Annotated in this window: 14 protein-coding genes and 2 pseudogenes; 12 read left to right on the top strand and 4 right to left on the bottom strand. The window is 54.0% G+C overall.

Features of this window, described 5'->3' with window-relative positions; genetic code table 11:
* The first annotated feature begins 183 nt into the window (after nucleotides 1–183).
* The 6 genes from NTD81_RS08220 (at nucleotide 184) to NTD81_RS08195 (ending at nucleotide 10,170) form a co-directional block, all read left to right on the top strand.
* Entirely contained in the window at nucleotides 184–3,270 is a 3,087-nt protein-coding gene (locus NTD81_RS08220) for a hybrid sensor histidine kinase/response regulator (protein WP_262181449.1), read from the top strand.
* Nucleotides 3,271–3,359: 89 nt separating this feature from the next.
* The gene (locus tag NTD81_RS08215; protein ID WP_262181447.1) at nucleotides 3,360–4,010 is read left to right on the top strand and encodes a response regulator; all 651 of its coding nucleotides are present in this window, start codon (nucleotides 3,360–3,362) and stop codon (nucleotides 4,008–4,010) included.
* A gap of 387 nt (nucleotides 4,011–4,397) precedes the next feature.
* Nucleotides 4,398–5,612, top strand: a complete 1,215-nt coding sequence (locus NTD81_RS08210) for a phasin family protein (RefSeq protein WP_262181444.1) — start codon at nucleotides 4,398–4,400, stop codon at nucleotides 5,610–5,612.
* 99 nt (nucleotides 5,613–5,711) lie between these two features.
* Nucleotides 5,712–7,487, top strand: a complete 1,776-nt coding sequence (locus NTD81_RS08205; protein ID WP_262181441.1) for a type I secretion system permease/ATPase — start codon at nucleotides 5,712–5,714, stop codon at nucleotides 7,485–7,487.
* On the top strand, nucleotides 7,484–8,782 hold the full coding sequence (locus tag NTD81_RS08200) for an HlyD family type I secretion periplasmic adaptor subunit (protein ID WP_262181439.1): 1,299 nt from the start codon (nucleotides 7,484–7,486) through the stop codon (nucleotides 8,780–8,782). The genes NTD81_RS08205 and NTD81_RS08200 overlap by 4 nt, the downstream gene beginning before the upstream one ends.
* Before the next feature lie 2 nt (nucleotides 8,783–8,784).
* Complete coding sequence (locus NTD81_RS08195) at nucleotides 8,785–10,170, top strand: TolC family outer membrane protein (protein WP_262181437.1); 1,386 nt, start codon at nucleotides 8,785–8,787, stop codon at nucleotides 10,168–10,170.
* Nucleotides 10,171–10,778: 608 nt separating this feature from the next.
* Here the strand turns inward: NTD81_RS08195 and NTD81_RS08190 are convergent.
* The 3 genes and pseudogenes from NTD81_RS08190 to NTD81_RS08180 all read right to left on the bottom strand — a co-directional run bounded on the left by NTD81_RS08190 (nucleotide 10,779) and on the right by NTD81_RS08180 (nucleotide 13,666).
* Entirely contained in the window at nucleotides 10,779–11,960 is a 1,182-nt protein-coding gene (locus NTD81_RS08190; protein ID WP_262181434.1) for an MFS transporter, read from the bottom strand.
* An 85-nt stretch (nucleotides 11,961–12,045) separates the two neighbouring features.
* Nucleotides 12,046–12,483 (bottom strand): annotated as a pseudogene (locus NTD81_RS08185) (asparagine synthase-related protein); the annotation flags it as partial.
* On the bottom strand, nucleotides 12,461–13,666 hold the full coding sequence (locus NTD81_RS08180) for an MFS transporter (RefSeq protein ID WP_262181430.1): 1,206 nt from the start codon (nucleotides 13,664–13,666) through the stop codon (nucleotides 12,461–12,463). The gene NTD81_RS08180 and the pseudogene NTD81_RS08185, both read right to left, overlap by 23 nt.
* 691 nt (nucleotides 13,667–14,357) lie before the next feature.
* Here NTD81_RS08180 and NTD81_RS08175 point away from each other — a divergent pair.
* Nucleotides 14,358–15,166: pseudogene (locus NTD81_RS08175) on the top strand (isocitrate lyase/phosphoenolpyruvate mutase family protein).
* A gap of 124 nt (nucleotides 15,167–15,290) precedes the next feature.
* Here NTD81_RS08175 and NTD81_RS08170 read toward each other — a convergent pair.
* Nucleotides 15,291–16,052: an N-acetylmuramoyl-L-alanine amidase gene (locus NTD81_RS08170; protein WP_262181428.1), complete on the bottom strand. Its 762-nt coding sequence runs from the start codon at nucleotides 16,050–16,052 to the stop codon at nucleotides 15,291–15,293.
* Between the two features lie 313 nt (nucleotides 16,053–16,365).
* Between NTD81_RS08170 and NTD81_RS08165 the strand changes: the two genes are divergently transcribed.
* The 5 genes from NTD81_RS08165 to NTD81_RS08145 all read left to right on the top strand — a co-directional run bounded on the left by NTD81_RS08165 (nucleotide 16,366) and on the right by NTD81_RS08145 (nucleotide 22,528).
* A complete protein-coding gene (locus NTD81_RS08165; RefSeq protein WP_262181424.1) occupies nucleotides 16,366–16,770 on the top strand; it encodes an NUDIX hydrolase in 405 nt (134 codons plus the stop codon).
* Between the two features lie 258 nt (nucleotides 16,771–17,028).
* Nucleotides 17,029–18,768 (top strand): dipeptidase, encoded by a 1,740-nt coding sequence (locus NTD81_RS08160; RefSeq protein ID WP_262181423.1) that lies wholly within the window; start codon nucleotides 17,029–17,031, stop codon nucleotides 18,766–18,768.
* A gap of 381 nt (nucleotides 18,769–19,149) precedes the next feature.
* The gene (locus NTD81_RS08155) at nucleotides 19,150–19,350 is read left to right on the top strand and encodes a GNAT family N-acetyltransferase (protein WP_262181420.1); all 201 of its coding nucleotides are present in this window, start codon (nucleotides 19,150–19,152) and stop codon (nucleotides 19,348–19,350) included.
* 393 nt (nucleotides 19,351–19,743) lie between these two features.
* The gene (locus NTD81_RS08150) at nucleotides 19,744–20,646 is read left to right on the top strand and encodes a LysR family transcriptional regulator (protein WP_262181418.1); all 903 of its coding nucleotides are present in this window, start codon (nucleotides 19,744–19,746) and stop codon (nucleotides 20,644–20,646) included.
* Between the two features lie 301 nt (nucleotides 20,647–20,947).
* Nucleotides 20,948–22,528, top strand: coding sequence for a flavin monoamine oxidase family protein (locus tag NTD81_RS08145; protein ID WP_262181415.1), 1,581 nt, complete (start codon nucleotides 20,948–20,950; stop codon nucleotides 22,526–22,528).
* The last annotated feature ends 19 nt before the right edge of the window (nucleotides 22,529–22,547 follow it).

Below are 22,547 nucleotides of genomic sequence, written 5' to 3'. Positions count from 1 at the left end.
TTTAGTGATTAGGAGCTAGGCGCACATGAAGTGCTGTGGGATGGGACTTTTTATATGGAATACGATGATTCGTCCGTACCCAAGCTGACGACTATTTCACATCGGCTTAACCGCTTATTAATTGCCTTATTTGCATTGGCCTTTTTGCTCTTAGCCACTTCTTATTGGGCGATGAGCAGGGTGGTGCAAGAAGCCGAAGATAAGATCCATTTCCACTTCACCCGGCTCATGGGTGATATCCAAGAGCATGAACGTTTCTTAGCCACCATCGCCCATCAAAGTGACGCGGTCACCCAAGCCCGGGATCGGCAGGTAGTGCCGCTGCAACAGCTGCTGGTCGGCGTGCGCGAGGGCCTGGCGTTTTACGAAGGCCGTGAGTTCTCCTTCGCCATGCCGTTCTCTTTGGCACGCACTGACACGCCAATCGATGTCGAACATGACAAAGGCGTGTTCGCCCTAGGCGTGATGCTGGCGAACTTTTACTCAAGGTTTTGGAGTTTATCGGCCTATCCCTCGCCGCAGACCGCCATCATCGACTTGCACGGGCATACCAGCCTGGCAGTGCCTGCATTCGGCCACATGCCGCTGCATGAGAATCTCACCTGGCAGACCTATCCGCGCTCATTGGGGGTGATGCGCAAGCTGTTGGCGAGAGCGGTGACTCGCCACGACCTTGACCAAGTGCATTGGGCGCCCACCCAAGACTTTATCAATGGCCATCCAGCGTTGATGGGCTACGTGCGGGCCAAGCTGCCTGACGCCCTATGGTGGCAGCAAGACCCTGGCCGGCAAATTATCGCAGTGACCCTGCTCGATATGCAGCGCATCAACGATTACGAACAAGTGCTGGAGCGCCAAGTGTTCGATAGCTTGGATCTGCTGAGTCCCGAAGGGCAGTTGTTGATGGGGCAGGGTAGTACGAACGAGCGCTTTAACCCGGGGCTTAACTTCACGACCCAAGGTGTCGTGATCAAAGTCATCAGCGATGACAACCAACCCTGGGTAGCCCAGTATCACCTGGGTTACCGGGTGTTTTTTCAATACGCCAAATGGCAGCTACTCGGCGCAGTGCTGCTGGCGATGCTGGCCGTGCTCGGCGGGTGGCTGGTCAAGCGCTGGTATGCGCGCAGAGTGATCCAGCCGGCCAGTGCTGCGCACCAACATCTGCAGGAAAGCGAAAGTTTCAGTCGCACCATCATCCAAACCGCACCCGTGGCCCTGTGTGTGGTGCAGCGCAGCGATCAACGGGTGATGGTGCATAACACCCTGGCCCAGACCTGGCTGGGCAACCCTGAACAGATCAGCACATTGATCCGTGAGTTGTGCCGTTTCGATCAGGCCGATCAGCTGATTGATCCGCTCAACGCCGTCACCGCCAGGGTCGGTGAGCGATATCTGCATGGCAACTTTGCCCAGACTCGTTTCCAAGGCCAGCAAGCTATCCTCTGCGTGTTCAATGACGTCAGCGCCCATAAGGAAGTGGAGCAAACCTTAGCCCAAGCCAAGCGCGCCGCCGATGCGGCCAGCGAGGCCAAGAGCGTGTTCCTGGCCACCATGAGCCATGAGATCCGCACCCCGCTGTATGGTGCTCTGGGCACCCTTGAACTGCTCGGCTTAACCGACTTAAACGCCCGCCAACGGACCTATCTGGAAACCATTCAAGGTTCTTCGGTGACCTTGTTACAGCTGATCAGCGACATCCTCGATGTATCAAAAATCGAAGCTGGGCAGATGGTCTTGGAGCACTTGGAATTCAGCCCATTGCAGATGCTCGAGGAGGTCATACGCAGCTATGCGGGCACCGCTGCGAACAAAGGGTTGCTGCTGTATAGCTGCATAGATCCGGAAGTCCCTGAGCGGCTTTTAGGCGATGCGGTACGGATCCGCCAAATCCTCAACAACCTGCTGAGTAATGCCATCAAGTTCACCGAGCTGGGCCGCGTAGTGCTGCGCCTAAAAGTGGCAGGGCGCAGTGCCAAGGGCATCCAACTGCAGTGGCAAATCACCGACACCGGGATTGGCATTGGCCAAGAGCAACAGGTGCGCCTATTCGAAAGTTTTTATCAGGTCAGCGATAGCCACACCACCAGTGGCACCGGCTTGGGGCTGGCGATTTGCTCGCGGCTGTGCAGCTTGATGGAAGGCGATTTACAGGTGGTCAGTGAGCTGGGTTTAGGCAGCAGCTTTACCCTGACCCTGCCGCTGCAAGAGGCGCGGCCAGCGATGCCGGCCCTGCATGATATCCATCTCGACAGCGCCCATATCCTTCTGCGCGCACCACTGCGGGAACTCAGCGAGAGCATCAGCCTCTGGCTAATTCGTTGGGGGCTGGTGGTCGATTGCAATGAGCGTGGGCGTGATGCCAGCGAAGCGGATCTGATCATTGAGCTGCTACCAGAGCCTCAGACCAACCCACAGCAAGCGGCTGCGCAAGTCCTGTTGCTGGCGGATGGCAGCATCAAACCGCAGTACGTCAATGGCGCTTGGCAAGTCAGCCTGCACAGCCTGCGCGGCATAGCCCAAGCGGTGCAAGCCACGATCCGTGGCGAATACTGGCCAGAACAACAATCTGAAACCAAGCCGACACTGGAGAAATTGCCGCTGCGGGTTTTGGTCGCCGAGGACAACCCGGTCAACCAAGCGCTGATCGCCGAGCAACTGCAAGCCCTCGGCTGCAGCGCAACAATCTGCGCCGATGGTCGCGAAGCCCTAGGCCGCTTCGAGGAAGAGGAGTTTGATGTGGTGTTGACCGACCTCAACATGCCCAACCTCAATGGTTATGAACTGACTCGTACGTTACGCGCCCGCGGAGTGGGGCTGCCCATCATCGGTGTGACCGCCAATGCCCTGCGTGAGGAGGTGCAGCGCGGCCGCGATGCAGGAATGAACGCTTGGTTGGTTAAACCGATGAGCCTGCAAGCGCTGTACGAATGTTTACACCGCGCGGTCGGCCAGCGCCCATTGGCAGAGGCACCGGCACCCAGCGCGAAAACGCCCCTGGAAGTGCCGCAGCGCATGCATAAGCTCTTTATGCAGACCATGCGCGAAGACTTACGCATGACTCGCGAAGCTCTGAGCCAAGCGGATTTTACTCAGGTCAGGCAACGCATACATCGGATGCGCGGCTCCTTGGCCGTGGTACAGGCCCGTCACTTAGAAGCCGCTTGCGGCGAAGTCGAGAACCAACTCAGTAGTTTGCAAGGCGAAGCACGACTGCACAGGGTCAGCGCCTTGCTGGAGCAGATTGAGGCTGCCCTAGCCAGCCTCTAGGCACCTCTGACAAACGCGCGAAGCCATCAGGCTGCGGCGCATGGATTAGTTCTGGCCCTAGGCCGGATTCGGTAGCGGGATACGGTTTTATGGAAAAGGTCAAAGTTGTCGTAGCAGATGATCACCCCATCGTCTTAATGGGGGTCAGGGAGATAATCGAGCGTGACTCACGCTTCGAGCTAGTCGGCGAGGCACATAACTCCAGTGAGTTAGTGCAGCTCTACGAGCAGCATCAGCCACATATCGTCATCACTGACTACAACATGCCCGGAGACACCACTTACGGCGATGGGTTAAAGCTTATTGAGTACCTGCTGAGGCGCTATCCGCAAAGCAAAATCCTCATCCTCACCATGATGAACAACAGCCCCTTACTCTCCAGTCTGTATGACTTGGGCGTAGCAGGGGTGCTGTTGAAAACCGGTGATTTAAACGAGCTGCTAGTGGCCCTTAACACCATCTTGCGCAAGCGCACCTATCGCGGCGCGGCCGTGCAAGCGGCGACTAGCGTAGGCATGCAGGACGATACGCAAAGCCGCATTGCTAGCTTGTCACTAAAGGAATATGAAGTACTGCGTCACTTTGTAGTCGGCGGCTTATCCGTCAATGACATCGCCCGCGTGCTCAATCGCAGTGTCAAAACAGTGAGTGCGCAAAAAATCTCCAGCATGCGCAAGCTTGACGTGGCCAACGATCAAGCCCTGCTGACCTTCTGTATTGAGAGCAATATCTTTCAATAACACCGCCTACCAGCTCGGTTTATCGTGCCGAGCTGGTGTCCCAGCCCCTCCTGCTTAAGCTGCGCCTCAAACACAGTTTAATATTTACAGAACTACCTTCTGCACAGGTTAGTGTGTCGTTATAAAGACTGCTGATTAACAGTATCAATCAAGTTATTTGCCGTGTTTATTAAGCTCTAATTTATTGTCAGTCAAACTGACAACTTTTAGGTTTTTCTTTGTAATAACTAAAAAATTCATATCTATATGAAGTACAAGTAGATACCCATTTAATAAGATTCAGTTATTCTCGGCACGCAGCGTGTCCTACGGTCCCGCTGTAGCGGCACGCCCGTAAAATAATCAGGCTGTTTAGAGATTTTTGATAAGTTTATCGAGGGAATGAAAATGGGATTTTTTAAGGCCGTAACTAAGTTTCTCAGTAACTCAGTGGAACGTGCAGGCCAAGTCTTAGAAGCCACCGTTGATACGGTGAAAGATGTGGCAAAAGCCGTAGTCACCACCACTACTGAACTGGCTAAAGATCAGGTAGAAACCGTGGTCGACTCCGTTAAAGACGCCCTCAGCAGTGTAGATAAAAAGGTTCATTCAGCGATCGACAGTGTCGAGAAGATCGTTGACGATACCGCAAGCTCGTTGCTGCACACCATTGATGACACTTTCCATAACAGCCAGGAAATCGTTGACGATCTGCTGCATGGCCGCATCGAACCCCAAGACTATCTAAAACTGATCGGCGATTTAGGTCAGGGCGCATACAGCACTGTCAGCAATGCCTACCAGTTTTCCAGCGATAGCCTGCAGTTCGCTAACAGTCTGTACAACTTCGCCAATAAAGGAGGCTCTCTCAGTTTGGGTGATAGCAATGGCGTGCTCGGTATCAATTTGATCGGTTCGCTCTTAGGTGGCAACACCGATCAAGGCGTGATCCCGGACACCCGTGGCAGCATCGGCGCGCTACCGATCAACGTATCTTTCTCTGGCGAGGGTATTTCCTTCGGCGGTGAGGCGACACTGACGCCACTGATTATTGCCGCCTTGTCGCTGGTTCCGATTACTGCGCCGTTAGTGCCGCTGATTACACCGTTGAATCTGGGCGGTATCGGCGTAGTGGGTTCGGTGACTGCCGAAGGCTTCTCAGCCAAGTTCTATGGCATCGCCGGGCCAAGCTACAACGCCGGTGTAGCCAGTGCGAAAACCACTGTGGAATTGGGCAGCTACACCAACGTTCAGTTGGTTAGCTGGAACACCCATAGCGTCACCGAATTGCCATTGTTGGGCAGTGTGCTGGGGAAACTGCCATTTATCAAAGACCTGAGCTTCACCTTACCGAGCCTTGACCTGCACTTCGACAGCAAGCTCTACGCACAAGCCAACGGTAGTCTGAATGTTGCCGGGACTGGCCCTCAAGCGCAGCTCGAACTTGTGCATGATTTGGACAACAACCTGAATCTGCTGGCCAAAATCGCCGACAGCGCATTCGACGCCGGTTTACACGGTGCCGACAATGTGTTTAACGTACTGTTCCATGGCGCAGAAACAGATCCATCCATCCAAACTATTGGCAGTGGCCCTGGGTCTGACCAAGCTTTAGCGGCTTAAATAGAGGTAATTGAGATCGGGTCACCCAGGCCCGATCTCATTAAGTCAGTACTGGATTGTACTGATCAGTGTCACCGGACAAGGATAGAACGGGAACTCATGAGCAAGCCTGACTCAATTAACAGCAACGAAATCAAACAGGCTCTCCAGCAAAGTCGTCGGGCCTTACGCAGTGTGGGTTTGTTTTCCGGGGTCATTAACTTACTAATGTTAGTGCCTTCGTTGTACATGCTGCAGGTGTATGACCGGGTGCTGTCCTCAGGTAACCAAATGACCCTACTGATGTTGACCCTGATGGTGCTCGGGGTTTTCATATTTATGGGCATCCTCGAGGCGATTCGCAGCTTTGTCCTTGTACGTGTCAGCGAGTCCTTTGACCGCAAACTACATTCCCGAGTGTATGACGCCGCCTATGCGCGTAATTTAGCCGGTGGTGCCCAAGAGGCATCTCAGGCGTTGTATGACCTAACCACCATTCGCCAATTCCTCACTGGACAAACCTTATTCGCCTTCTTCGATGCCCCTTGGTTTCCATTGTATCTGTTGGTGATTTTTCTCTTTGATCCTTGGTTAGGTCTGTTGTCTTTAGTCGGCGCGCTCTCCCTGAGTGGCCTGGCTTGGTATAACCAATATGCGACCCATGAGCCTTTAAGTAAGGCCAGTGCCGCGTCCATGCGCTCAGCCCATCTGGCCAGCAGTAATTTGCGCAATGCCGAAGTGATTGAAGCGATGGGCATGCTCAGCAATATGCGTAAGCGTTGGCAGCAGTTGCATAGCGAATTTATCGAACAGCAAAGTATTGCCAGTGAGCGTGCAGCGCGAATTAACGCCTTAAGTAAATACCTGCGTATCGCCCTGCAGTCCTTGGTCTTAGGGCTCGGCGCATGGCTGGCAGTGGAAGGCCGGATCAGCCCCGGCATGATGATCGCCGGTTCGATTTTGATGGGCAGAGCTCTAGGCCCGATTGATCAATTAATCGGTGTTTGGAAGCAGTGGGGCGCCACTCGAGAAGCCTATCAACGCTTACAACAACTGCTGGTACAGCACCCATTAAACCAGCCTCCGATGCAATTACCCGATGCTCAAGGTCATGTATTGCTGGAGTCTGTTGATGCCTCTCCACCGACCAGCAAAGCCAGAACCTTGCGTGGCCTTACAGTACAGATTGGCGCAGGTAATGTGGTGGGTGTGGTTGGGCCGTCTGGCTCGGGTAAATCCACTTTGGCCCGGGTGATTTTAGGAATTTGGCCAGTAGCCGCCGGCACCGTACGCCTAGACGGCGCGCAGATCAGCCAGTATCAACGGGAGCTGCTCGGCCCGCGCATTGGCTATCTACCGCAAGACGTCGAATTATTCGCTGGCAGCGTGGCTGAGAACATCGCCCGCTTTGGCCAGCCAGATTCTGATCAAGTTGTGCAAGCAGCTCGCGCGGCGGGTGTGCATGAGCTGGTGTTGCGTCTGCCCAATGGCTATGACACCCAGTTAGGCGAGGGCGGGGCGGGGTTGTCCGGGGGGCAGCGGCAGCGCATCGGCCTGGCTCGCGCGCTGTATGGCACGCCCACCTTGGTGGTCTTGGATGAGCCTAATGCTAACCTCGACGACAGTGGCGAAAGAGCCTTAATGGCGGCCATTAATGGGCTCAAAGAGCGGGGCTGCACGGTACTGCTGATCAGTCACCGCCCCGGCATTTTGGCCATTACCGATCGCCTGCTGGCACTCAACGCCGGTCAACTCTATCTCTACGGCGAACGCGATCAAGTGCTCAACGCCCTCAACAATCCGCGCGGGGTGAGCCCTGCAGAACCGGCGAAGGACTACCGCACCACGGGCTATAGCACCACGCAAGTACGTGCCGCCAAAGGAGGTGCAGAATGAGTCAGAGTGCCAAATATGACGAAAATGCCTATGCCCGCATTGGCTGGTTGCTTGTGCTGGTTGGCTTTGCCGGGGCGTTGCTGTGGGCAGCCTTTGCGCCATTGGATCAAGGCGTTTCTGTGCCGGCGACAGTCATTATCAGTGGTCAACGTAAATCGGTGCAGCAGCCACTAGGTGGGGTCATCAAGCGGATCTTGGTCCATGAAGGCCAGCAAGTCAGTGAGGGGGATACCTTACTCTTAATGGAACCGACCTTGGCGCAAGCCAATGCGGATGCGTTGCTCAACCAATATGTAGGCGCACGCCTCAACCAAGCTCGTTTACAGGCTGAATACGAGGGCAAACACAGTTTAGTGATGCCCGAAGACCTACCCCAGCTGTTGGATGCACAAAGCCTCGCTGAGCGTTTTGAACTGCAAAAACAACTGTTATTGAGCCGCCAGGCAGCACTAGCTAATGAACTCGCAGCCCTCGGCGCCAATGTCGCGGGCCTCAAGTCTGAGTTGTCAGGTCTACAAGCCAGCGGCCGAGACCAACGGCGCCAACAAAGTCTGATCAACAGTCAGTTAGAAGGCGCTGAGGACCTTGCCGAAGAAGGCTATATGCCGCGCAATCAGTTGCTAGAGCAGCAGCGCCTACTGGCCAGCATCAGCGCCCAGCTTGCCGAAAGCGGTGGGCGAGCAGGGCAAGTGCGGCAAAGTATTGCGCAAAACCAACTGCGCATTAGTCAGCGGCTCGATGAGTACCGTAAGGAAGTCAGCAGTCAATTGGCCGAAACCCAAGTCAATGCTCGCAGCCTATGGCAACAGTTATCCGGCGCTCGTTTCGAGCTGCAACAAACTGAGGTCAAGGCGCCAGTCAGCGGTTATGTCGCAGGACTTAAAGTATTTACTGAGGGCGGGGTGATTAGCCCGGCTGAGCTGCTGATGTATATCGTACCCAGCAGCAATAGCTTGGAAGTCGAAGGGCAGCTCCCGGTTAATTTGATCGATAAAGTCCACGACGGCTTACCGGTCGAAATGCTCTTTACCGCTTTCAACCAAAGCAAAACACCTCGCATAAGCGGCCAAGTCAGTATGGTTACCGCAGATCGGCTGGTGGATGAACAAAACCGCCAACCTTATTACGGCCTGCGCGCCCAGGTAGACGAAGCCGGCATGGCTAAGCTGGCCGGTCTGCAGATCCGCCCGGGCATGAGCGTTGAGGTGTTTGTGCGCACCGGCGAACGCTCGCTGCTGAGCTATCTGTTTAAACCCTTGCTCGATCGCGCTCACGTCGCGTTGACGGAGAGTTGAGCATGCTGCGTGTGTTTTCCGTGGTCTTAATCTCCACATTACTGCTGCAGTGGCAGCAACCGGCACAAGCTCTGGGACTACTCGATAGTTACTACCTGGCCTTGGATAGTGATCCGCAATTTCAAGGCGCCATTCAAGAACATGAGGCCGGTAAGCAGTTTCGCGCACTCGGGCGCGCCGCTCTGCTACCACGCTTGGTATATAGCTATAACCGTGGCCGCAGTTGGTCGGATGTCACTCAGTCCACTACCCGCGGCGACATCAGTGAGCAACGTGACTACGACAGCTACGTTTCAACCTTCAGCCTGCAACAGCCGTTGTTCGACTACGAGGCCTACAGTCGCTATCGCAAAGGCCTGTCCCAGGCATTGCTGGCCGATGAACGTTTTCGGAGTCAAAGTCAGCAACTGCTGCTGCGCGTATTAGAGGCCTACAGCGGTGCTTTGCTGGCCAAAGAGCAGATAGATTTAGCGCGCTCACAGAAACGCTCCTACAACGAGCAGTTCAAACTTAATCAACGCCAGTTTGAGCGTGGTAACGGCACCAAGACCGACACTCTGGAAACCCAAGCCCGATTTAATCTGGCCCAAGCTCAAGAAATCGAAGCACAAGACAACCAGGACAGTGCTCTTCGAGAATTGGAGCGGCTGGTCGGTGTGCCTCTGGAGATAGGCGATCTAGAGCCGCTGACTGAACACTTCACCGTAAACCCACTGGTACCCAGCCATTATGAAGCTTGGCGGGATCTGGCCATGGCCGAGAATCCGGAATTGGCTTCAATGCGCCATGCAGTCGATGTGGCGCAGTACGAGGTGGAGCAAAACCGCGCAGGTTTTTTACCTCGCTTGGGTCTGTACGCCAGTAGCGGCAAATCCAAATCGGGTTCGGAAAACACCTATAACCAGCGCTACGACACCGATAGCGTCGGTATCCAACTGAGTATTCCACTGTTCAGCGGCGGAGAGACCTTAGCCGCCACACGCCAAGCCAGCCACCGGATGCAGCAAAGCAGCTATGAGCTGGATGACAAAGTGGCAGAAACTCTTAACCAAGTGCGTAAGATGTTTAATTTGAGCAGCAGTAGTGCCGCCAAGATCAAAGCCTATGAGTTGGGCGTTGAATCCGCACAAACCCTGGTAATGGCGACACGAAAAAGCATTGCCGCAGGGGTACGGGTTAACCTGGATTTGCTCAATGCCGAACAACAACTGTTTAACGCCAGCAATGAGCTGAGCAAAGCCAAGTACGACTATCTAAACGCTTGGACGCGTCTGCGCTTTTTCGCCGGAGTGCTCAGTGAGCGCGACTTAGAATTGGTTGGGCAAAATTTCGCAGCTGCAGATACCAAACTCAGCGCCTTGCCGGAGCAGTCAAAAAAACTACGCTAAACCTGACCCGGTCCTTAGCGCTTGAGTTTAAGGGCCTTAGCGGAGTGGGCGCGAGCTGCAGGTTTCGCGCGTGTGATATTTGCAGCATGAAGCCACAGATAAAAACACAAGGAGCAATTGCTCGCGAGCGCTCAGGAATAATCGCGAAGATATGCAGATACACCAGAGGACCGAGCGAGCTGAAGCGATTTGGCTCAAGCCAAACTGGAGGCTAGTTTGCGTGTGAAAAGCACAGAGGCCTCACCCATGTAGCCAAGCACAAAACTACGTATAATGTATATTATGTTAAATTATAGGTCATGACATAGATGTTCATGAACTGTCTAAGCCACTGATTCGACTAATTCGTTTTTGACGCCTACTCTCTCAACGGGCCATGTACGTCTGGACTACCCCCGCACCAATAGACATCTCGAGGCCGCATAATACGGTTCATTAGGAGGTGCCATAAACAATCCCTAATAATTTAAAATCGAAGCAGTCAGACAGGCTCCTGAGCGAGGTCTTCCGGTTGCCCTTGCAGGCTGGCATCCGCTTTGGTGTGTCAATCTGCCCGCCTAAGCTTTAACATCTGCGATCTTAGCCAAAGAAATCCAGAGCCTCTTGCTTCACAAGAAGACAGGTTCTGTCCGAGCCCGAACTCTTTCAGAAAACATTAGAATGATGGCAGGGAAAATAACCACACTGGCCACGAGCATTGCGCCCTCGATCCCGGCCACATTCAATGCTCCCCCACCGATAATCACCCCCAGCCCGATTGCACTGTTCAACACAGCGGTATGGATCGCGGTTGCAGGCAGCATATGATCACCGGCAATTCTCAAGACCCAGGTTTGCAGGCCGGTAAATAAGGAAGAAATAGCGACGCCCCAGACCACCAGTAAGAACACCACGGGCGCGATACCCAGTAAGGGGCCGTAGATGCCCAAGGTCATCAGGGCCAATGCCATCGCTATCAACGCTACCAGAATGAATATCTTCAAGTAGCGATCAACAATCAACGCACTCAACAGGTTGCCTAGAAACCCGGCTGCGCCGAAGGCAAACAACAGGACAGCAATCAAGTACGACGTGATGCCTGGCACCTGGCCAATAAACGGTTCGACAAAGGTGTAGGCGCCAAAATGCGCAGGCGCTGTCAGCCCGGTGATGACGTAAGTGATCAAAAGATCCTTGCGTCGCAGCACCGCTGCGAACCCGACACCTTGGGCGAGTGAATGAATCTGCATGGAGGGCAACACGAGGGCTATCACACCGGCGCTGGTAACACACATCAAGGCCAGGCACACAAAGGCCGTGCGCCAGCCATCGTACTGCCCAATAAGATTGATCAGTGGAACGCCCATGACTGTAGCGATCGTGATGCCGCCCAACACGATCGAGGTGGCCAACCCTATGCGTTGCGCCGGCACAATGTGTGCGGCAGTGGTCGCCACGATTGCCCAGAACACACCATGGGCCAATGCGCCGACGGCGCGGACGCCGAGCAGCGTCGAAAATTCGGAGGATAACGCCACCAGGCCGTTTGAGACGGCCAGTATCAGCATCAATCCAATCAGTAGCGCCTTACGCGGTATCCAGTTGTTCAACCAGTTGGACAGCAAGCCGCTGACCGCGCCGATCCATGCGTACAGCGTCACTGTCAGCCCGGTCGTGGATGGGGTTTGATCCAGGTCAACTGATATCTGCGACAACAAACCAATGGGGGCAAATTCGGACGTCACCATCGTGAACGAGGCCACACACAGCACACTGACCGCACACCATATCCGCAAGGCTGAGTTGACCATCAGTAATATCCACTCCAGCTCACTGCTGAGTCATCATGAATCCACCCGTACACCCTGCGCTGGGTGAGTGGGTTCTACACTTACGCTAGATATCCACGGAGACGTTATACTCGGCGAGCCAACTGTTCATGCCCACCACCCGCTCCATGCCCATACGTTCGTGCAACGGCGAGACTTTCCCCGCCTCTCTGCCCAGGGTGTCCTTGACTCTCCCTAGATCCAGCAATTGACGTACCGGTGCATTCGAGTCTGCCACGATAGTGGAAACGGCTGAACGCAGCTCTTTTTCGTAGGCCGGATCCTGGGTCGCCGGATAAGGGTTCTTGATCCGTTGCACGATGGAATCAGGCAACAAGTCCCGTGCCGCCGCTCGCAAGATACTCTTTTCTCGGCCATCGAAGGTTTTCATTTCCCAGGGAATATTGAATGCATATTCCACCAGACGATGATCACAGAAAGGCACCCGCAACTCGAGCCCCACTGCCATGCTCATACGGTCCTTACGGTCCAACAGTGACTGCAGCATCACGGTTACCGTTTCGTATCTTGTTACTCAAAACAGACAATATAAGAACTACAAAGCAAATCAATACCAATGACCACATATAAAAATTAACACCATAGTCTTCGATTAAAATAGCCCCCAAAGGCACACCGACCGCACCAGCCATTCGAGAAAGTGCGAAACAGCTGATCCAAGTTCCGCGTGCCTCATAGGGAGCAATGGAAATAATATTGTCGGTTAACCCAAGATTTATGATGAATTCCGCGATTGTAAAAAATAAAGCAAACAAAAGAAATGAAATAACTACAGGTAGTGGAAGTATCAAGAATACGGACGAGATAAGCAGTATTACCACCCCCGGAAGCAGTACATCCTGAGCCTGATACTTTTTGAGTACTTTTACGTAAAACGGCTGAATAGCTACTATAAATAGCCCGTTGATGGCTACTAGCAAGGGGTATAGATCTCGGCCCAGCACTTGAGTGCCTTTAACTAGTACACTTATGTTGCTGGTGAATTGTTGATATACACATGAGTAGGAACAGCCGATTAAAAATATTATCGCAAACCCTTTTGTAAAGAGACTTGAATACGATTTTAACAAGCCAGCTGAAGACGTTTTTCGAGAGCTTTCCCTAGACCCTGTCCGAGCCAGCATCAGTAATACGACTATAATCGAGGCTACCTGAAAAATTATCGCAGTGATAAAAACCGCTTTATAATTATCAACAGCGAAAAAGAATATCGCCACTGGCGCAAGCCCCAGCAATAGATTGGTTGAGGCGTAGTAATAGCTGAAATTGATCTTTTGTTCCGTTTCAGGCTCGTCAGTTGAGTAAATTACCAGAGTCATCGATGCACCAAATAGCAATGCACCGGCGGTGTATGCAACGAGGCCAACAAGTACTGCTACCCATATCGGATAAAAAACAAGGGATACAGGCAGTGCCAGTACGAGGATGAGTCCGATTGACGCTAGTTTGTAAAGCTGAACGCTGTCAATCAAACGACCGGCAACAATGCGGATGATTACATTGATAGCTGTCGCAAAGCCCACTAGTGAACCAGCCGCTGTAAGTGAAAACCCCTCCTCCTTGGTGAGAAAGTAGACAATGTAAGGATAAACCAAACTCGCTACTATAGAACTAGCGATACCTCCCAATATGGCAACACCTCGGCTTCCTAATCTCAGGCTGCGCATTTCATATGCCATACAGAAAAGTTTTCAAACTCGATCAATTTTGCACTTCTTACAGCTGCCAAGCCAGCAACATAGGCGAGCAGCATTTCTATGGCACTTTTATCGTCGGCTGCATATATTATTTCATTTACGTCGTCGTAAGAAAAATTCGTCAACCGAGTACGATGGTCATTAATCATTCGCGGTCGTCCATGATGAAAGTTCTGCTTGCTTCGGGATGACGGGGGCGTGTCGGTGAACAGGATATAAGCGTCTAGACCACGCTTGTGAAAGGCTATTTCGATCTAAGATAATAATTAGCAGTCAGCATAAATAGACATGCCAGTTTTCTAGAAACTTTGCTAACCCTATATATGCGTAAGGAGGATGATGTCGTAGTTTCTTCTCGGATCCCAAAACGCACTGTTTTTGCCCACAACACACTGGGTTATAACAGTTGAATCCAGTTAGGACCGAGCAACCCCAGCGTCATCCCACAAGCGGTCACAGTACACTCCCGCGTAGCACGCAATCATTGGACGATGTATTGCTGGGCTCAGTGTCTGTTAGCCGATAGGAGCCTTGCACTGCATCTTGAATGTCTTGTCCTGCGCATGGGGTTGGTAATACGTTCTCGTAACGATCCCGTGGACGATAACGAAGTCATCTTGGGTGTTGATACACATCTGAACACCCTGCTTAGGAGTCTTAAATGGCAGCACTGGATAACGTTTTTCATGGCCTCCACCAGCAAGGTTTGCTGATCCTGGCCAACGTGGCCGATGCTGGCGGCGCGCGTCTGGTCGAGCGTCTGGGCAGCCAGGCAGTAGCCACCAGCAGCGCGGCGATGGCCTGGTCCCACGGCTATCAGGACGGCAACAAACTCCGCTGCAGCTGCTAAGTTCCACCATCGGCTCGATGACGCGGGTTCTCGGCGTACCACTGACGGTGGATATCGAAGGGGGCTATTCGGACGACTCCGAACAGGTCGCCAAAGTCGTCGAGGCCGTCATCGCCACGGGCGCGGTAGGAATCAATATCGAAGACGGTGCGGCCTCCCCCGAGCTGCTTGTGCACAAGATCGACGCCGCCAAGAGGGTTGGCGATCAGCACGGGGTCAACCTGTTCGTGAATGTGCGCTGCGACGTCTACCTGAAAAACCTGGTGCCCACCGAGCAACGCCTGGAAGAGCTCGTCAAGCGCGCGGCTCGGTATGCCAATGGGGGCGCGAATGGATTGTTCGCCGCAGGCGTGGTCGAACCTGATGAAATCGCCGCGGTGTGCCGGGAGTCGAGTTTGCCGGTCAACCTACTCTGGCGCGCGGGGCTGGCCGCTCCCAGCGAGCTACAACGTCTTGGTGTCAGGCGTCTGAGTGCCGGCTCGAGCATCGCCGAGTTCTTGTATGGCGTTATGGACGGATTGGCCCGCAGTTTCCTGGAGAGTGGGCAACTCGACATCCATACTTTGAAGGCCCATACCTACGGCGAGCTGAACACCCTGATGGCCCCTCAGGGGGACTGACCTTGCTCGTAAACAAGGGTCGATAACGCTACACAGGTCAAGTCTGAACGCCCCTAAACGCAAAAGCCACTGATGCATAAAGTTCTCAGGGACTTTTGCGTTTAAACCGTTCACCCAGCATCGCTCAAGCGTACTTTTCATTCAGCGCATACAAGATCGCGCACGTTTCAGCATCCAACACACCGTCATAGTTATCCGCGCGGAAATGCAACTGAAAAGCCCGCACCAATGAGCTGAAAAACGTATCGGTTACCGGCCTTTCAATGCCATAGCCATAACGGGCAAATGCCTGAATAACATCCGCTTGCCCTGGCACGCCGGAACTGAACTGCAACAGGTATTTATCTTTCACTGACTTCTCATACCAAGCGCCGATACCCTCTTCAGCCAGCTCTTTCCACGGAAGCTTGGGTCCCGGATCAGACTTGCGGCCAACCGCAATGTCAGAGTGCCCCACTACATTCTTCGGCGACATATCCGGGTAGCGCTGCAAAATATTCTTCGCCAACTGTTTGAGCGCTGCAATCTGCGAAGGCTGGTAATCGGGAAAGCTGAAAACGCCCTCAACATCGGTCGCCTGATTGACGATTTCGATACCAATGGACGTGTCATTCAACCCTACTCGCCCTGCCCACTCACTAACCCCTGCATGCCAAGCCCGATCATTCTCATCCACCAAATTAAATACTCTCTGATAACTAAACCCCGCTGCCAGATAAGTCGGATCAGACGCATCAGGAATCAGATAATGCGCGCTCGCCGCTCCGGTAGTCAGAATCTGCACCGACTGGGCAAAATCCAGTGCCGTGTAATGCAACACCAAAAAGCGCACACGCTTACCGTATGGGCCAACGGTGCGATATGAGTTGTAGTCAATCGCATACATAGAACACACCTCCTTGTTGAATAGTTTTGAGCCACTCGCAGGCTAGCTCATTAGTTTGGAGCAATCGGTTAGGAGCTGAGTTCAAGGTTTCGTAGCGACAACAAAACGCTGTGCTGCAGGATGTTAAAAAGAGGCAAAAGACACTACGGCGTTGGAACATAAATGACCTGGCATGCTCCACTAGATGCAGGTTTAGGTTGATGCCGCTCCCAAAGTCTTAAGGACCTCTGTTTCAAACTAAAACAGCGCAGGGTAGCTCGCGTCCCTTATGCTTCTAGACTCACATAAGGATGACTGAATAAGGTGTGGCGATATGACAGCAGATAAAGCTTGCCCGGTGGTTCTGCGAGCCCGCGAGACGTTGGAGATATTGGCGTTTGAGCATCCATTGGCAGGTGTACAACTGGTCAAAGGCAGTGTCGAACTAGGTGAGTCAACCGAGTTGGCTGCTGTGCGAGAGCTGTTAGAAGAGGCAGGAATTCAATCCACGGTAAGGCGAGATTTGGGGCAGTGGTATTCCTCCGTAACTGGGCACACATGGGCATTTCATGAATGTCATGTTGCCCAAGACCTTCCCGATACATGGGTACATTTTGCAAAAGATGATGGAGGTCATGAATTCAGATTTTTTTGGCACCCGCTGATTAGTGAGCCTTCTTCAAGCTGGCATCAGGTTTTCAAGGATGCTTTACGCTTTCTTCAAATGACCCTCGCATAAACCTGCCGGCGGGCCCCACTTATGTGGCAATAACTGATTGAGCTCACCCGAGCAAAGATGGATTACTGACGGTTCAGCGGTGGATGGTCAACAAACATGGCGAGCCCCAGCCGCACCCAATATATCTCCACCGCCAACAAAACACTGCTAAGCCTATGCCTAAAAACTCAGTGGGAAAGTTCGCCGTTTGCTATTCACGGATGTTAATTTGCTCGGGTCGTTTAAGTTAAAACCAACCCCTTGCAAAGGAATGCATCTATGCAACTTCGCTTCAAACCCTTGGCCATGGCTGTGATGCTGAGCGCTGGCTTGGCGAGTTTCACCGGCGTTGCCCAGGCCAATCTCAGCCCTACGCAAAACGCTGAGATCCTCAAGAGTTTCAAGAACGATTCAGTGGTCGATTTCAAAGCCTTCCTCGGCAGCGTTCGCCATTTAGATGTGGCTAAGGGCAAGCCGCTGGCCAAGACCATCACGGCGTATCTAAACAAACAAACGCTTACCGGCGAGCAGCAACAAGAGCTTTACCGGCTGCTCGGTTTATATGCCCGGGTTAAGTACGGTCAGGTAGCGCTGGAGAAACTGACTGAGTTGGTGGCCATTCCGACTGCTCGAGTAGATGGCGTCGCGCAACATGAAAACCCGGAATTTATCCGCATTGGCAAGCATATTGAGCAGCTGTCCAAATCGTTAGGCTTGAGCTTTCGCAATATCGATAACCGTGTGTTCGAGGTGTCGCTGCCCGGTAGTGGCGATGAGGTAGTTGGCCTGCATGTGCACGCCGATGTGGTGCCGGCGAACCCGGCCAATTGGGTGCTGGAAGATGGCACCAAACTTGATCCTTACAAGGTGACTAAGGTCGGTGATCGCCTATATGGCCGTGGTACTGAGGATGACAAGAACGGCATTGTGGTGTCGCTGTATGCCTTGAAAGTGATTAAAGATGAGCACTTGCCGCTGGCCCGTAGCTTCAAGCTGCTGATCGACACCACTGAAGAAACCACCAGTGACGCTATCCCCTACTACTTTGCCCGCAACCCTACCCCGGCCTACAACCTGGCGCTGGATGGCGGCTACCCGGTGGTGATCGCCGAGAAAGGCTACGGCACCGTAATGGCTGACTTCCCGCGCCGTGCAGGCACAGGCAAGGGTGCGGAAATCATCAACCTGACTGGTGGTTTGGCGACTAACCAGATCCCTTCCAAATCCATCGCGACCTTTATCAGTGACGAGCCTGAATCGTTGCTCAGTGCGCTGCAAAAAGCCGGCGATGCTTATGTGCAGAGCCATGGCGGTGATTTCTCGGTCAACGCCAAGGTTGTCGATAAGCAGGTGCTGCTCACCGTCACCGGCGTATCAGCCCACTCCTCCAGCCCGCAGTCTGGGGTCAACCCGGTGGCGCGGCTGTTGGATTTTGTAGCGGGCCTTGAGCCGAGTATTGCCCTGAAGCACAACCACATCACCGACGCGGCCCGTTACGCCGCTGACAACTGGGGGCTGGACTATTTTGGTGGCAAGCTGGGCATCGGCTTTAGCGACGACTTTATGGGCCCGCTGACCACCTCCCTGACCTATGTGGCGCTGGACGACAAGAGCCTGAAACTGGCCGTCAACTTGCGCGTGCCAAAAGGCCAAACGCCTGAGCAACTGCAAGAAAAAATCGCTGGCAAGTTGGAACTGTGGCTACAACAAAGCGGCGTTAAGTTGGCCCTGGATTACAAAATTGCCGCGCCGATGTACCGCGATCCTAGCGGGGAATGGGTCAAGGCACTGCTTAGCGTAGCCAGCGAAAACTTAGGTCTGCCTTCCAAGTTCGGCACCTCCGCCGGTGCGACCTCCGTGCATGAGCTGCCTAATGGTGTGCAGTTCGGATTAGCCAGGCCTGATGAGAAGTACACCGGCCATACCGATAACGAGTTTAAGACTCTGGAACAATTCCAGCTGGATTTGCAGATCGTTACGGAAATGGTCGGCCGTATCGGCCAGCTGCCTAAGCTGTAAGCCTCAAGCGGTGCCATCTATTAGGGATGGCGCCGCGCTCAAGCCTGATCGAGTCGGCACGGACAAATGGACAGATCCCTAGGCTTATATGAAGGCCCTTCTAACTCGTCTGCCGCCGCAAAGAGCTAGTAAGCTTACGCAGCTATTACCGTTTGAATGACGCGCAGACTAAACGTATCAGGAGGTGCGGCTTGGACGCCTTAGCCATTCGAAATGCGCTGATCACTGACGCAGTTGTGCTATGCAACGCTGAGCGCGAAACCGCTTGGTGGTCGGTCATGCTCTACTGGAGCCCGATAGGCTTGAGGCGCTCGCCCACGTATATAGCTTGACTATCGTTGTGCATCCCAACAACCTCGAACAAGGTGTGGACAAGCACTGATGAGCGCGCTTCTGCAATGGGCCCAAGCCCGGCCCGGCCTACTTAAGATCGAGCTACGCGTACGTGAAACCAATTTGCGTGCCCGGCGCCTGTACGAAAAATTTGGCTTTGTTGAGGAGGGACGCCTACAAAAGCGCATCCGGCTGCCAGACGGCACTTTTATTGCCGATATCACTATGGCCTGGTTCGTTCCTGACTAGAGTTATCCAAGTATTGTGTGCTCCCCGAACGCATGCGCCCTTCCCTCCTCCAAGCTTAATCATCGCGTGATCAAGTCCAGTCGCTATCGCGTTAAACACTTGCAGCAGCGTCCGGTAACGGCTGATTTTTACACCCTATGCAGGCCAACCCCGCGTGATGCAAAAACACTGTGAACAAGCAGAGCGCCATTGTTTGCAGCGCTATAGACGCTGCGCAGGCTCAACGCCGCATGACTGTAAAAGCGGCACATCAGAGTTGCCGAATTTGCCCCGCCGAGATAGGCGCTCAGCCTCTGCCGTGGATAAATTTGTGCATTCATAAGCAGCAAACAGTGTGCATTGGTATTATTCTCAGTTTACATTTCCCTCATGCCCAATATGCGAGAACGGAATATGAAAATCGATGACATGGACGCCTTCGTCGCCGTCATTCGCTGCCAGTCGACCAATCTGGCGGCTGAGGCTTTGCAATTAACGCAACCGGCTGTAACCCGCCGCCTGCAGAATTTTGAAGAAGACCTGGGCACCACCCTGCTCGATCGCAACACCAAACCGCTTAAACCAACGCCCATGGGCTGGCGGGTGTATGAGCAGTGCAAAGCCATCTTGCGCGAGATCGACACCCTGCGTGAGTTAGTCGGTAATGAAGGGGCCCCCAGCGGTACTCTGCGTTTAGGCGTACCGCAAACCATTGGTGATGTGGTGCTGTTGGCGGCGCTGGAAAATATCCGTGAGGTATTCCCGGAGCTGCGCACTCAGGTGGTGAGCGGCTGGGGTAGTGCCTTGATTGGCAAAATGGAAAATGGCGAGCTGGACGCAGCGGCGGCGCTGTTCCCCACCGGCAAAATCTTCCCCGAGGGCATCAGCAGCCGTTCCATTGGCCGCATGCAATTGCGTGTGGTAACCGCCAAAGGCACGGCGACTAAACGCAGTTACAAGCTCAAAGACTGCTACACCCAAGGCTGGGTGCTGAACCCTGAGGGTTGTGGCTTTCGCGCGGGCCTGCAGCGGGCTTTAAGCGAACAAGGGCTATCGCTGAATATCAACTTGGAAACCTTTGGCACCGAGCTGCAGCTGGGTTTGGTCGCCAATGGCCATGGTCTGGGCTTGGTGCCGGAGCCACTGCTGGCGGCCAGCCGTCACCGTGATCAGCTGGAAGTGCTGAACGTAAGTGACTTCAAACCGCAGGTCGATCTATGGCTGTTCCATCCGGCCTATCTGGGTAACTTACAAGGACCGGTGGAGTTATTTGGCGAGGTTTCAGTTCAGCAGCTAAGCCAGCACAAAATGCTTTAACTGCATTTTTATAGTTATCAACTATGCTAATTGCTGATTATTATCTTAGATCAAAATAGCCTTTCACAAGCGCGTTCTAGACGCTTATGTTCTCTTCACCGACCCCAACCAGGTGGAGGCAAAAATGGATTTCTGCCTCTGCCAGTGGGCTCGCGTGCCCTCCTGCGAGCTGCCTTAAGCGCAGCCAACTCCTGGTAGTCAGCAGAACGCCGACCAGCAAACCTCAGGCTTGACTGACAGGTTGCGCGTGGCTGTGGCCAAATTCAACGCGCCCTGCAGCAGCCATATGGAGATGGCGTTTATGGGGCTTACCCGTAGAGATTTGATCAATCGTATTGCCGCTGTGGGCGGCTACTCCGCGCTGGCCAGCAGTTTGGGCGGTTTAGGTTTGGCCGCACAGACTGCCCAAGCGACCAGCTTTAGCCCGCTTAAATTGCCCACGGGGGCTGGTAACGGCAAACGGGTGCTGATTATCGGTGGTGGGATTAGCGGCTTAGTATCGGCTTACGAGCTGCGCAAAGCCGGCTTCAGCGTGCGTTTATTGGAGGCCCGCGAACGCATTGGCGGACGCGTGTGGACCTTACGCAACGGCGACAAAATCGAGCATAACGATGGCAGCAAACAGACGGTAGAGTTTGACGACGGCCTGTTCTTTAACGCCGGCGCCGCGCGCCTGCCGAGCCATCATCTGACCATCTTGGGTTACTGCCGCGAGCTGGGCGTAGAGCTGCAAGTTTTGGTTAACAGCAGTCGCAACGCCCTGGCGCAGCCAGATCTATCTAAACCGCCCATTCTGTTGCGCCAGGCGGTGAACGACACCCGCGGCCACCTCAGCGAACTGCTGGTGCAAAGCCTTAACAACAAGGGGCTTGATCAAGCGTTAAGCACCGAACAGCGTAAGGCTTTACTCGAATTCCTTAAGGTCTATGGCGACCTCGATGCCAAGCAGCACTACGCCGGCTCCGTGCGTTCGGGCTATTCACGCTTTGCCGGAGGGGGTGAGCAAACCGCGATTATTCGTGAACCGCTTGACCTGGATCGCTTGCTCGATAGCAACCTGTTGCTGCCCTTAGTGTTTGATGAAATCCCCGAGTTTTCCGCGACCATGTTCCAGCCGGTGGGCGGCATGGATCAAATCCCCAAGGCGTTCTATCGCCAGGTTAAAGATCAGGTGCAACTGGGCGCTGAAGTACTCAGCCTGCAGACCACCGACAGCGGCAGCAGCGTGCGTTGGCGTGATCGTAAAACCGGGGTTGTGCACACCGAGACGGCTGATTACGCCGTGGTCGCCCTGCCCCTGCCGCTGCTTAAACGGCTGCAGACCAACTTCACCAGCGAGTTCCAACAGGCCCTGAGCACGGTACAAGGCGATAAGGCGAATAAGGTGGCCTGGCAATCGCCGCGTTTTTGGGAGACCGACTACCAGATTTACGGCGGTCTTTCCTATATCAACCACGAAGCCCGCAACCTCTGGTACCCCAGCGACCGTCTGAATAGCGCCCAAGGCATCTTGGTGGCGACCTATAACACCAGCAATGTGGCTGAGCAGTTCGCGGCCAAACCCTGGGCTGCGCAACTGGCTTCATCCCGCGCGGCGGTGGAGTCACTGCACCCTAGCCACTCCAGCAAGCTGGGCCGCGGCGTAGCGGTTAACTGGTCAAAAATCCCCTTCAGCGAAAGCCCCTGGATCGTCCATGACGAAGTCGCCCAGCCGGCCTACGACACCCTCAATCAACCCCAAGGGCGCACCTGGCTGGCCAGCGATGCCTTGGCGCACACCGGTGTTGGTATTTGGCAAAACAGCGCAGCCGAGTCAGCCCGGCGTGTGGTCGGTTTGATCAGCGCCCATGCCGAGCAAAACCGCCGCGGTGTAGCCGCTTAAGCCCTTAACCCAAGCAAGG

Source organism: Pseudomonas sp. 5P_3.1_Bac2, assembly GCF_025465995.1.
Taxonomy (GTDB): Bacteria; Pseudomonadota; Gammaproteobacteria; order Pseudomonadales; family Pseudomonadaceae; genus Aquipseudomonas.
This window is presented reverse-complemented; position numbering and strand designations above follow the sequence as displayed.